The following is an 11,711-nucleotide window of genomic DNA, read 5'->3' as shown; positions in this document are numbered from 1 at the left end:
AGGTCCGAGCGGACCAGCTCCTTCTCCCGCTCCAGGAACCGTGCCACCTCCGCCCGGCAGGCCGGGCTGCGGAACAAGCTCGGCGTGATGATGACGAGTAACAGTGTGACCTCGTCCAGCGCCTCATCGATGCGCTGCTGCCAGTTCTGCCCCCAGGCAACGTCGTTGCGATCCTGGAAGATGGAGAATTCCTCGCCGGTCTGCGCCCGGACCTCGGTGCCCAGCCGTTCCCGAAGCTGGCTGAGCAAACCGTCATCATGCTCGTCATTGAAACGGACATAGCTCATGAACGCCGCCGGCTTACCGGACATGGCATCCCCCTCCCGCCGCACCATGTGAATTCTGGCAGACCGGCCCAACCCGTGATCGGTGAAGCACACAACGGCAGCCGCACATACGGCACTTGTGAGCGACGTGCAGCAACCCACCGCGACTACAAAGCAGATGCTTGCGCTTGCCCCCGCGTGGCCATCCTCCAGCCAGCATCCCGCCGCCGCAGGGAGCGCAGTTAGCGAATCCTGGTCAGGAACGGTTCCTGTGCGAGTCCTTGACCGGTCTTGAAAACCGTTGCGTGAGTGTCAGCGCGACGTGTCAGGCTGTGGCGATGATCGGTGACGTACCCAACGTTGAAGCGGGCCAGGAGTTCAGCACGCGCCGGCAGGCGCACGAGGCCGGCGTGCATCGGCCGTTGCAGGCAGGCATCTGTGGGACAAAGAGGACTGGCGCAGAGTCCATCGTCGTGTCCGGCGGGTACAAGGACGACGCGGACTACGGCGACGTCATCGTCTACACCGGACACGGTGGCCAAGATGGCGCCGGCAACCAGGTGAGCGATCAGTCCCTGGCAGACTCCGGTAACGCGGCGCTTGTGACCAGCTACCTCGAAGGGCTCCCCGTTCGCGTCCTGCGGGGCTACCAGGGCGATGCCCCCTACGCGCCCGCGGCTGGCTACCGTTACGACGGCCTCTATCGAGTCACCAGCTATGCCAGCAAGCTCGGAATCGATGGCTTCCTCATCTGGCAGTTCCGCCTCGAAGCCTACGACGACACGCCCACGCCTCAGCCGGTACAGCAGCCGGAGCTCCCGAGCACGCCTGTCGATTCGGAGGCTGCCGCCGTCGCAGGGAACGAGACCCCGGAACGCATCACCTCGACGGTGCAGCGCATCGTGCGGAGCAGCGCCGTGAAGCGGCAGGTGAAGGCCTGGCACGGCAACCGGTGCCAAGTCTGTGACGTGCGAATCGAGGTTCCCGGCGGTAGCTACAGCGAAGGCGCCCACATTCGAGCCCTCGGAGCCCCTCACAACGGTCCAGACACCACCGGCAACGTCCTCTGCCTGTGCCCGAACTGCCACGTGATGCTCGACGCCGGCGCCATCGTCATCGAAGACGACCTCACAGTGATCTGCGGCGGTCAGCCTGCCGGCACCCTGAGGACCGACCGCCGCCACTCGATCGACCTGGAGTGCGTCCGGCACCACCGCGAACGCTGGCGTCACTAGGCCGCGGTCGCAGCAAGTGGAGGACGCACAACGGATGACGAAGTGCTAGCAGTCGGCCTGATTAGGGGTGACCTCTAAGCAGCGGTACACCGACAGACCTCCTAATTTCATCTGATGCTGTGAGTACCGCCCACAAGTCGGCCGCAGCTTTCCTCTCCCGGCTCGCTTCGATGAGGAATCTATTCAGGCGAGAAGAACCATCAAGATCGTTTCGCGGGGGCTGATTATTCTGCGTAAAGAAGAGAAATAGATCTTCGCTAAACGCGTCTGCCACAGCTCCACGAAAAGAATGCGAGACCCAGGCGAGGTCAACTTCCGCTGCGCGAACACGAACCTCTTGATCAAGCTCACTCCACCGAGATTTGACCGCCTTAATTGAAAATTCAACATCCTCGGTATAACTTCCAGATTCGACGAACGGCCTGAGTGACATCACAGCGTCCACGGCATTTACTGCCTCCTCTATTGCTTCTCGCCTCCCTGCCGGACCTGCGTCCGTCCATGTAAGTGCAAGTGCAACGCGGCACATTCTTTCTGCGGTATCGAGCGATTCCTTCCACTCCCTAGCCAGCTCTTTTAGTGACGACGAGTCGTCGCGAAGAGCAACTTTTTGAGAGAAATCATCAAGAGCGGAGTCAAAATGTTCAGTGGCTCGCTCACACAGGCGACGCACGGCACGTTGCTCGATCAAATCCGCCTGGGCATTTGACAACCGTCCGAGCACTATGAGTGCGAATGGCACACCGAAGAACAATCCCGTTAAACTTGACAAAAGGTTAGTTAGAAAGCCTCGGTCATTCCACCACCCGTGTTCGTCTCCGAAAACTCCAACGGCGACGCCACAAACACCAACCAAAGGCATCGCTAGGCAGAGCCATCTTGTTACATTCGGCGTTTCTCGCCAGAGTTCCTTTATGCGCAACAATCCGCACCCCCGGCACGATCAGCAGTTTGAGGCGCCGTCTACCGTCGCACGTCGGGGCGCACAGGGAAAGCCCTCCTGACTCATCTGTTGCTTGATTTGATGCTCCTGCGCTGCCGCGTACTCGAACATCCGCCTCATCGGAGGCAGTGCTTTCGCCACACGTCGTACATGCTTTCCATGAGCTCTCGGTCCACGTTTCTCTAACCGGCGGTGCCCACGCCATCCCGCGGGCAACGGCTCGTCCCGCACGAAGGGCCTGCAAGCATTCCAACGCGTCATCGCAAAGCTCACTGAGGGTGGTGACTGGTACGGATGGACGCCCTCGCCCGCGCCCACGAGAAGGGTCAGAGTGGCCCTGTGTGCCCGATCGAGCAGACGTTGTGTCCAGACCCCCTGATGCGTGCGGTCCAAAGACGACCGACGGCAGTCGTTGACGGCAACGTCGGCGTACGTTGCCGTACCAGGAGGGCCCGCCCCGCACCATTCGCCACAGCAGGAGAAGCCTCAGCCCTGACCAGCGGATTGCCTGGATGATCTCCTAAAGCGGGTGTCGCAGGTTCGAATCCTGCCGGGGGCACCAGCCAAAAGGCCCCGGACCGATCATGGTCCGGGGCCTTTGACATCTACTTCTGACATCAACGGGGTCGGTCACTGACGACCGGGCCGCCGCTTTCTCCTGCACGACGTGCGTGTAGACGTCCATGGTGATGCCGATCTATGAGTGCCCGAGGATCTCCATCACGACGCGGGGTGCGACCCCGGCCACCGTGAGAAGGGTCGCCGTGCCGTGTCGAGCGTCGTGAAGGCGGATGACGCGCAGGCCGGCGGACTCGGCGACGCGCGTAAACGAGCGGTAGATGTTCCGCGGCTCGACCTGGCGGCCGGTACGGGTGGCGAAGACGTAGTCGGACTCGTGCCACCTCTCCCCCGCCTTGGTGCGAGCGGCAGCCTGCCGCATGCGGTGCCAGCGCAGGGGCGCGATGCAGAGGGCGGGTAGCGGGACGGCTCGGCGCCGGCGGCTCTTCGGATCGTCGTCGTACAGGACGCCACGGCAGCGCTGGGTCTGCTGGCGGACGTAGAGGACGCGGTTGTCGAGGTCTAGGTCAGACCAGCGAAGGCCGACGATCTCCCCTCGGCGCAGGCCCATCGCAATGGCAAGCACGAAGGCCGCGTAGAGGGAGTCTTTGCGGGACGCGGCCAGGAAGTCGAGGGTCTCGCCCAGCGTCCAGGGCTTCAGCTCCCGATCGTCGGTGCGAGGAGGCTCGACGAGCTTGGCGACATTGCGCGTGATCAGTTCCTCACGGCAGGCAGATGACAGAGCTGAGCGCAGAACTCGCAGCATGCACACAGCAGCCCGCGGGACCCGCGTCGGCGACGAAGTCGCCACCCACCTCACGGACACCTGACGGAACAGCGGTGCGTTCTCCGCGGGGATCGGCAGGCCCCGGACACCGCAGCGCAAACCGAGAGGCGCTGACACTGTCGCGGGTTACGCCCAGCGTCGGGGAGCTGAGGTGTGTCGAGCCGCACGGGCGCTGACGCGGCGTGCGCCCAAACGGGATTCGGCCATGGTGCGATGGACGGGCGCGGAATTCGTACGCCTTGCTTCCGAGGTCCCTCCGTGTGCGCCGGGCGGGATCGCCCCTGTCGCCCGGCGTGAGTGGAAGGAGGGGCGGGTGGGGTGGCGGAATCTGGTTCCGCGTCCGCCATGGGACGTGTCGTTGTGGTTCTCTGGCGGGACGCCGGCTGCGGCCCGCCACTTGGGGGCCGACGCACGTGACCGAGGCGATCCCGAGTACACGATGCGGGGATGCGCCCGACGAGCCCGACGCGCCCTGCCCCCGCGTGCCCAGTGGTGAGAGAAGGGTTCCCCCATGCCGGTTCTGCGCGCGTCGATCGGTCTTGCCGCCAGGCTAGCCGAGTGGGGCGGTGGCCGGGTGCCGATGGTGGCGGGCCGGATCACCGGTGCTCTCGTGAGCCCGCTTGCGAGTCCCCTCGCCCCGGACGACTACCTCGGCCTGATCGACCCCCTGCTGTCCGCCCGCCATCTCGCGGGCCGGGTGGTCGCCGTGCGGCCGGAGTGCGCCGGGGCGGCCACGCTGGAGATCCGTCCCGGGCGCGGCTGGGCGGGGCACCGGGCCGGGCAGTACCTGCCAGTGGGGGTGGAGATCGACGGCGTACGGCACTGGCGTACGTACTCGATCACCTCACCCCCCGAGGCGCCGGGCCGGACACTGACGATTACGGTCAAGGAGGATCCCGGTGGCCGGGTCTCCCCGCACCTCGTACACCGGACCCGCCCCGGCACGGTGTTCCGACTCGGCCCAGCACAGGGCGAGTTCACAATGCCGGAGGATCCGCTGCCGCCGCGGATGCTGATGGTGACGGCGGGCAGCGGCATCACCCCGGTGGCGGGGATGCTGCGCGCCCTCGCGGGCCGCCGCTTCCCCGGGCCCGCCCCCGACGTCGTACTCCTGCACAGCGCACCCGGCCCGGACGAGTTCCTCTTCCGTGCCGAACTGGCCGGGCTGGCAGCCCGGTTGCCCTGGCTGAGCGTCCATGCGCGGTACACCCGTACCGCGGGCCGGCTGGTCCCGGAACACATGGGCGTGCTCTGCCCGGACTGGTACGACCGGGAGACCTGGGCCTGCGGTCCGGACGGGCTGCTCGACGCACTGGAGCGGCACTGGGCGGCGGCAGGTGCCGGTGAGCGGCTCCGCGTGGAGCGCTTCCGGCTGACGCCAGTGCCGGCGCAGGACTCGGACATGCCGGGCGGCCGGGTCCGGTTCGAGCGCAGCGGCGTCGAGGCCGACTCGTCCGCGTCGTTGCCCCTGCTGGAGGCCGGGGAGAGGGCGGGTGTGGCGATGCCGTACGGCTGCCGCCGGGGGATCTGCTTCGGCTGTCTCGCACCGCTGGTCCACGGCCGGGTCCGCGATCTGCGGACCGGTGAACTGCACGGTGAACCGGGCGAATTGATCCAGACCTGCGTCAATGGAGCGGCAGGTCCCCTCGCCCTCGCTCTCTAGCCTCCTCAAGGAGCCTGCGATGTCCACAACTGCCGTACTCAACAACGCAACCGGGAAACCGACAGAGGAACTGGGCGAGGAACTCGACCGGATCCGCGCCGAGGTCATCGCGGCGCGCGGCGCGGACGACGCCCGCTACATCCGTACGGTGATCGCCGCCCAGCGCGCCCTGGAGGCCGGCGGCCGCGCCGCCCTCGCCGTATCCCTCTTTCCGCCCGCCTGGCTCGCGGGCACCGCGATGCTGACCACCGCCAAGATCCTGGAGAACATGGAGCTGGGCCACAACATCCTGCACGGCCAGTGGGACTGGATGGGCGACCCGGCGATCCACTCCACCACCTGGGAGTGGGACTTCCTCACCCCCGCCGACGCCTGGAAGCACACCCACAACCACCTGCACCACACCTACACCAACGTCGTCGGCCTCGACCGGGACCTCGGCTACACGATCCTGCGCATGAGCCCGGAGCAGCGCTGGCGTCCCGTCCACCTCCTCCAGCCGCTGTACACCGCGCTGCTCGCCCCCGTCTTCGAGTGGGGCATCGCCCTCTACGACCTGGAGGCGGACGCCGTGCCGTCCGGCCGCAAGAGCGTGCGGGCAATCCTCGGCGACCTGGCCGGCCTGGCCCGCAAGGCCGTGCGCCAGACGGCCAAGGACTACGTCCTCTTCCCCCTGCTCTCCGGGCCGTCGGCACTGCCCTGTCTGCTGGGCAATGTCACCGCGATCGGGCTCCGCAATATCTGGGCGCACACCGTGATCTTCTGCGGCCACTTCCCGGGCGACGTCCAGACCTTCTCGTACGAGGAGGAACAGATGGAGGGCGAGACGCGCGGCCAGTGGTACCTGCGCCAGATCCAGGGCTCGGCGAACATCGAGGGCGGTCCCCTCCTCCACCTGCTCACCGGCAACCTGAGCCACCAGATCGAACACCACGTCTTCCCCGACCTGCCCAGCAACCGCTACGCCGAACTCGCGCCACGGGTGCGCGAGATCTGCGCCCGGCACGGGATCACGTATGTGAGCGGGCCGCTGTGGCGCCAGTACGCGTCCATGTGGGGCCGCGTCCTGCGGCACTCGGTGCCGGACGGCCGAGGAAAAGCCGGGCCGGTGTTTGGGATCCACAGGGCGGGACCCCCAGCAGAGGCGTCCGGTGGTCCGGCCCGGGCGAAGGCACAGGAGAGTTGAGCTCACGGCTCCCGGTTCCGCCCGGCTGCTGCGCAGGTCAGCGGGTCACGGAGATCCACCGCACGGGCGTATCCGTCAAGGGTGCGAGCTGCACCAGCCGCAGTAACATGGATCGTGGGTTGGCTCACGCTCACGTGCAGCCGCCCGGAAGGGCGACTCCGGCGTTGTTGCGCCGGAGTCGTTGTCGCAGCCGCACTGCCGGTTCCGGCCAGGCCGAATGACCACCTGCCCCGCAGCCTCTTACTTGTGTCGTTTCAGTGCGTGTGCCGTGCGAGGGAGTTCCTCGTACAGCAGCCGGCCGACCAGCGCACCGCCGAAGACGACGACACCGACGCCGACCAGCCAGGACTGGATGACCAGGACGGTTCCGACGGGTCCGTAGGTGACGGCGTTGGATGCGATCAACGGCGAGAAGACGAGCCTGGAGAAGACCCTCAGGCCGAGCAGCCCTATCACGGTGGCCACGGCTCCGGGCAGCAGGGCACGCCAGCGGATCCGTCCGCCGAGCAGCAGGCGCTGGGACCACCACAGCAACAGCACGGCGCTCAACGAGGCCACGGCCCCACCTGCCAGGGGTTCACGCCGCAGCGTGATGGTGGCGGAGACGAAGAGGTATCCGGTGAGGACTCCGAGCCACACCACATGCCGCCACCTGGCCCACCAGCGGGCCGGCGGCAGGTCCCAGACCTTCTCGTACCCGGTCTGCACCGCTGCCCCGAAGCTCAGACCGAACACGGCGAGAGCTGCGATACCGAACGCGGTCGTGGTCCGCAGGGCCTGGCCGGGCCGGATGAACAACAGCTCGACCTGCTGCCTGGATGCCCTCGACACGCCAAGCCCTTCCCCCAGCCACTGGGCAAACCCCCGCCCGTGCTCGGGATCGGCAGAGGAGACAATGATCAGCAGCGGCACCAGCGTGAGCAACCCCAGCGCCGCGAAGCTCAGCGAACGCGACCACAGCTCAATATCCCTGCTCCGCCGCCATCCACGCCCGGCTGCTGAACTGGTGATCGCCCGGCGCAGCCGCCCGTAGCGAGATGGACGGTCCGCGGCACCGGAAGGCTTCATCGGCATGCCTGTCGAGTACCACGGTCGGCACCGTCACCGCGCGAGGGCGCGACACAGAGGTCCTCGATAACCTGCAAAGGCAAGGGCCTATCGGCCCCTCAACGGGCGGCGAATTCCCGCAGGGGCGGCTGGGCGGCCCGCACTGGCCCGGATCACGGCTCAGGAGCCAGGCCATGATCCATTCAGCCGATATCCACGAGTGGCGCAACCACAGCGTCGTCGACCCGAACGGCCACAAGATCGGCGTACTCGAAGCGATCTACGTGGACACCACCACCGACGAACCGGCCGTGGCCACGGTCCGCACCGGACAGCACAGCCGCCGCCACGGGCGGGTTGACGTGCGTGAAGACCCCGGGCGGACCGGTCCGACGGCTAAGGCGACCGCCGTGCAGACAGTGCAGAACTCGCCCACGGCGGTGAGGACGGCGGCGGGAGGCCGGGGCGCTGTCGCGTGCGGTTCGTGTTCCTGTTGACCGCCGCGCCCTGTCCTCCGCGCGGCCCCTTCGGTGGCGCGCCTCGTAGTCAAAGGGGACCCTGGATGCAGGGGTACGTGATGGAGAGGCGCCCCATGGCCGAGACCAGCGCAGACCACAAGGCTCACACGCCGTTCCTTTCCCGCCCCGGTGTCCGCCGCCTCATACCGTTCGTCGTGATCACCGCTATCGCTCTGGTCTTCATCTTCGAGAACCGCGCGAGCGTCGAGATCCGCCTTCTCATCCCGCAGGTGACCATGCCGCTGTGGGGTGCCCTTTTGATCGCCTGGGGCCTCGGCATGCTGGCCTGCGCCTTTACTCTGCGCCGACGCCCGAAGCGGCATTCCCGAAAGTCGCGGTAAGTTCCTGCGCCGCCCGCATGTCGGAGCGGAATGCCATTCCATTGGCCCGGGCCGCATGCCTTGCGGCGGTCGAGCGGTCGTACGGGGCTGAAGTCGGACGTCTCTCCCCCGCCCTCACGGATCATGGCGCCCAGCCGAGTCAGTCCCCAGGGGCAGTCCCGCCGAGAGCGGGCACAGGCGCCGAACCGGCCGGGTCCACCGCGGCCGTCGGTGGGCCCGGATCATCGTCCGTGTAGCTGATTTCCGTTACTTCACGAATGCCTGGCGGAACTCGTCGACGGTCTCGTCCGAGGCCCAGTTCGCGCCGCATGCCGGGACGACGCCGTTCTCGGCGGCCACGATGTAGCGCTCGCCCTCCGAGAACGTCAGCGCCTCCGGCCGGCTCGCGTCGCTGTCGAGCACGACCGTCTTCGTGTCGCCGCCCTTGAACCAGTAGTCGACGCGGAAGGTGACCGTGGAGCCCTTGATGGAGGTGACGGTTCCAGCGAAGAGGGTCGGGTAGCCGCGCAGGGTGTCGGGACTGGGTGCCACACACTTCTGGCTGCCGGAGCCGCTGTGGGTGGTGAGTTTCAGTGGGCCGGCCGAGGCGGCCGAGTGCCCGTTGTCGTTGTTCGCCATGAATCCTCCGGCGATGCCGCCGCCGAGCACAAGCAGACCTGCAGCCGCCGCGAGTCCTAGGAGCTGACGGCGGCTCCGTCGCGCAGCGGTCTTCTCGGGGGCCGTACTGCCGGTCTGGAGCGCGGTGTCGGTGGTCAAGATGTCCTCCACAAGTCGGTCGATGTCGGGCAGCGGAGCATGTGGGGTCAGCGCCGGGTCCGCGGCCTTCAGCCGGGCCAGCAACTCGTCGTCATTCACTGACCGCTCCTTCCTTCATCCCTCTTGTGTCCGGACGGTTCGTCATGCTTTCGCCCCAACTGTTCGGCGAGTTTCTTCTTCGCCCGGTGCAGCCGGATGCTCACCGCGTTGGGCGTCAGCCCGGTCGCCTCCGCGATCTGTCGGGGTGCCAGCTCCTCCCACGCCCACAGCCGCACCACCTCGCGGTCCAGCGCCCCCAGTGCGGCGAGCGCGGCATGCAGACCGCTGTGGTCGGCGACCCCGGCCAACTGCTGTTCCCGCGTCCGGATCAACCGCTCCACCAGCCGGAGCCGGCGCCCGTCGGCACGGCGGGCGTTCGCCAGGCAGCCCCGCGCCACCCCGTAGCACCACGGCAGCACGTCATCGGGGTCGGGCGGGGAACCCGGCGCCTGCCCCAGGCCGGGGACGTCGTCGATACGGCGCCAGAGCACCAGCATCGCCTCGGCCAGGATGTCGTCGACCATGTCGGCGCTCGTCCGTCGCAGCAGATACCGGTGCAACGGTTCCACCACCACGTGCGCCAGTCCTTCGAAGCGCGCCCGCTGCCTCTGGCGCGACTCCTCTTCCGTCATGGATTCCACAACCCGTCCTGTCCGGCAGCGGCCGGATCCTTTCAGGCGAGGGCGTACGGATACGTGACCGGTCGGGCCGACATCCAGGCCCGGGTCTGCGCCACTCGGGGCGCTGTCGCTCGACGCAAAGCCCCCCGCCTGCGGGCTCGGTGCCCGCAAGCAGGGGGCCGGCTGTGGATCGCTCCTCAGCGGTCGCCGCAGCGGTCAGTCGTCGCAGCGGTCAATGGGCTCAGCAGCCAACGGCTCAGCGTGCGAACGGCCCGCCCAGTCGCGCATACGACAGCCTCAGGGTCGTCACCGAATACGTCTTGGAGCCCGTCGTCGTGATGCCCGACGTGGAGCCCTTGAGCTGGTGGACGAGGCCCCAGCGGTCCTCGTATCCGAGCTGCTCGTTGGTGTCGATCATCAGGTCGGCGCGGCCGTCGCGGGTGTAGTCGGTGAGCTTGAGGTGGGCGCCGAACTGGTCATCGGTCTCGGGAGTGCCCTCGATGCCGGAGGTGTCCTGGGTGTAGGACTTGGCGCCGGTGCCGGTCAGGCCGCCCGCGCGGCCGAGCAGGACGGTGACCGAGCCGGCGTTGCGCTTGGTGCCGAGGTCCTCGCCGCGGGCGCCGACGGCGAGGTCCGCGTAGCCGTCGCCGTTGACGTCGCCGGCGGCGACGGCGGAGCCGAAGTAGTCCTCGTTCTCCGAGGAGCCGGGCACTCCGGTGGTGTTCTGGCTGAACTTCACCGGCTTGCGGGCCGTGTTGGGGCCGCCGGAGCCGCCGTACTGGACGGTGACGTAGCCGCGTTCGCCGTCGCCCGGTTCGTAGCCGCGGCCGATGGCGAGGTCGCCGTAGCCGTCCTTGTCGAAGTCGCCGACGGCGAGGATGTCACCGCCCTGGTGGTTGCCGTCGTCCGGCACCAGCAGCTCGCCCGCCCGCTGGGTGAAGGTGCTGCCGCCGGGGTGGAAGTAGGCCCGCAGGTTGAGGTCGTTGTCCGCCTGGAGATCCGAGCCGAGCATGTACAGGTCGGTCGCGGCGTCGGCGGTGACCCGGCCGGCGACGAGGTTGGGGGCGTACAGATAGCCGTAGCCGCCGCCCAGGGAGTCCCAGCCGCTCTTTGCGCCGGTGCGCGTGAAGGGGCCCTTCAGGAGGACCACGCCCGCCTGGCTGTTGCTGGTCACGGCGAGGTCCGGGTCGCCGTCGCCGTCGAAGTCGCCGGAGACGACGTCCTCGCCGAAGTGGTCGCCCTGGTTCTCGTACTCCTGCGGGACCGGCGAGTTGAAGACCGTGCCCGAGCCGAGGCCGCCCGCGCTGCCCCATACGACGGTCAGCCCGCCCCGGGACTGGATGGTGCCGGCGTTCTCGCCGGGCGAGGAGACGACCAGGTCGCCGTATCCGTCTCGGTCGAGGTCGCCGGTGGCGGCGGCGGTGCCCCATCCGTCGCCCTCCTCCACCGCGCCGGGGATGCCGGGCGAGTCCTGGTGGATGGTCTGGACGCGGGTGCCGGGGCCGGTCGACGTGCCGTAGACGACGGTGACCCGGCCGTCCTTGCCGTGCGAGCCGCCGAGCATGACGAAGTCGCGGTAGCCGTCGCCGTTGAAGTCGTCGGACAGTTTGGCGGGGGCCGCCGACGCCGCGGGGGCCGTCAGGAGCGGTGTGCAGACCGCTGCCGCGAGGGCCACGGCAGCGGCGAGGGCGGTACGACTGGCGCGCATGTGTCTCCGTTGTCGAGATCGTGCTGTGAGCGACCTGTTGATCT

General features: G+C 67.9%; 11 protein-coding genes and 1 pseudogene. 5 read left to right on the top strand and 7 right to left on the bottom strand.

Features of this window, described 5'->3' with window-relative positions:
• The coding region (locus ACZ69Q_RS28570; protein ID WP_471046932.1) for a toll/interleukin-1 receptor domain-containing protein at nt 1-311 on the bottom strand (311 nt) is incomplete at its 3' end.
• Between the two features lie 293 nt (nt 312-604).
• Here ACZ69Q_RS28570 and ACZ69Q_RS28565 point away from each other — a divergent pair.
• Nucleotides 605-1,501: a YDG/SRA domain-containing protein gene (locus ACZ69Q_RS28565; protein ID WP_471046930.1), complete on the top strand. Its 897-nt coding sequence runs from the start codon at nt 605-607 to the stop codon at nt 1,499-1,501.
• Between the two features lie 61 nt (nt 1,502-1,562).
• On the opposite strand, the gene ACZ69Q_RS28560 is transcribed toward ACZ69Q_RS28565, so the two are convergent.
• Nucleotides 1,563-2,423, bottom strand: a complete 861-nt coding sequence (locus ACZ69Q_RS28560) for a hypothetical protein (protein WP_471046928.1) — start codon at nt 2,421-2,423, stop codon at nt 1,563-1,565.
• Between the two features lie 721 nt (nt 2,424-3,144).
• Nucleotides 3,145-3,762 (bottom strand): annotated as a pseudogene (locus tag ACZ69Q_RS28555) (tyrosine-type recombinase/integrase); the annotation flags it as partial.
• Between the two features lie 607 nt (nt 3,763-4,369).
• Between ACZ69Q_RS28555 and ACZ69Q_RS28550 the strand changes: the two are divergent.
• Both ACZ69Q_RS28550 and ACZ69Q_RS28545 read left to right on the top strand, forming a co-directional pair.
• Nucleotides 4,370-5,452, top strand: coding sequence for a ferredoxin reductase (locus tag ACZ69Q_RS28550; protein WP_471046953.1), 1,083 nt, complete (start codon nt 4,370-4,372; stop codon nt 5,450-5,452).
• A 19-nt stretch (nt 5,453-5,471) separates the two neighbouring features.
• Complete coding sequence (locus tag ACZ69Q_RS28545; RefSeq protein ID WP_471046926.1) at nt 5,472-6,638, top strand: fatty acid desaturase family protein; 1,167 nt, start codon at nt 5,472-5,474, stop codon at nt 6,636-6,638.
• 240 nt (nt 6,639-6,878) lie between these two features.
• Here ACZ69Q_RS28545 and ACZ69Q_RS28540 read toward each other — a convergent pair whose 3' ends face one another.
• Nucleotides 6,879-7,712, bottom strand: coding sequence for a YhjD/YihY/BrkB family envelope integrity protein (locus ACZ69Q_RS28540; protein WP_471046924.1), 834 nt, complete (start codon nt 7,710-7,712; stop codon nt 6,879-6,881).
• 167 nt (nt 7,713-7,879) lie between these two features.
• On the opposite strand from ACZ69Q_RS28540, the gene ACZ69Q_RS28535 reads away from it, so the two are divergent.
• Nucleotides 7,880-8,182 (top strand): hypothetical protein, encoded by a 303-nt coding sequence (locus ACZ69Q_RS28535; RefSeq protein WP_471046922.1) that lies wholly within the window; start codon nt 7,880-7,882, stop codon nt 8,180-8,182.
• Between the two features lie 95 nt (nt 8,183-8,277).
• A complete protein-coding gene (locus ACZ69Q_RS28530; protein ID WP_471046920.1) occupies nt 8,278-8,544 on the top strand; it encodes a LapA family protein in 267 nt (88 codons plus the stop codon).
• Between the two features lie 246 nt (nt 8,545-8,790).
• Here ACZ69Q_RS28530 and ACZ69Q_RS28525 read toward each other — a convergent pair whose 3' ends face one another.
• The 3 genes from ACZ69Q_RS28525 to ACZ69Q_RS28515 form a co-directional block, all read right to left on the bottom strand.
• Nucleotides 8,791-9,399, bottom strand: coding sequence for a hypothetical protein (locus tag ACZ69Q_RS28525; protein ID WP_471046918.1), 609 nt, complete (start codon nt 9,397-9,399; stop codon nt 8,791-8,793).
• A complete protein-coding gene (locus tag ACZ69Q_RS28520; protein WP_471046916.1) occupies nt 9,396-9,971 on the bottom strand; it encodes an RNA polymerase sigma factor in 576 nt (191 codons plus the stop codon). Before ACZ69Q_RS28520 ends, ACZ69Q_RS28525 begins: the two co-directional genes overlap by 4 nt.
• 244 nt (nt 9,972-10,215) lie before the next feature.
• Nucleotides 10,216-11,667, bottom strand: coding sequence for an FG-GAP and VCBS repeat-containing protein (locus ACZ69Q_RS28515; protein ID WP_471046914.1), 1,452 nt, complete (start codon nt 11,665-11,667; stop codon nt 10,216-10,218).
• Nucleotides 11,668-11,711 lie beyond the last annotated feature (44 nt).

The sequence above is a fragment of the Streptomyces sp. NPDC036764 genome (genome assembly GCF_055609385.1).
Note: the sequence above shows the minus strand (reverse complement) of the source record. Positions and strands in the feature narration are given on the sequence as shown.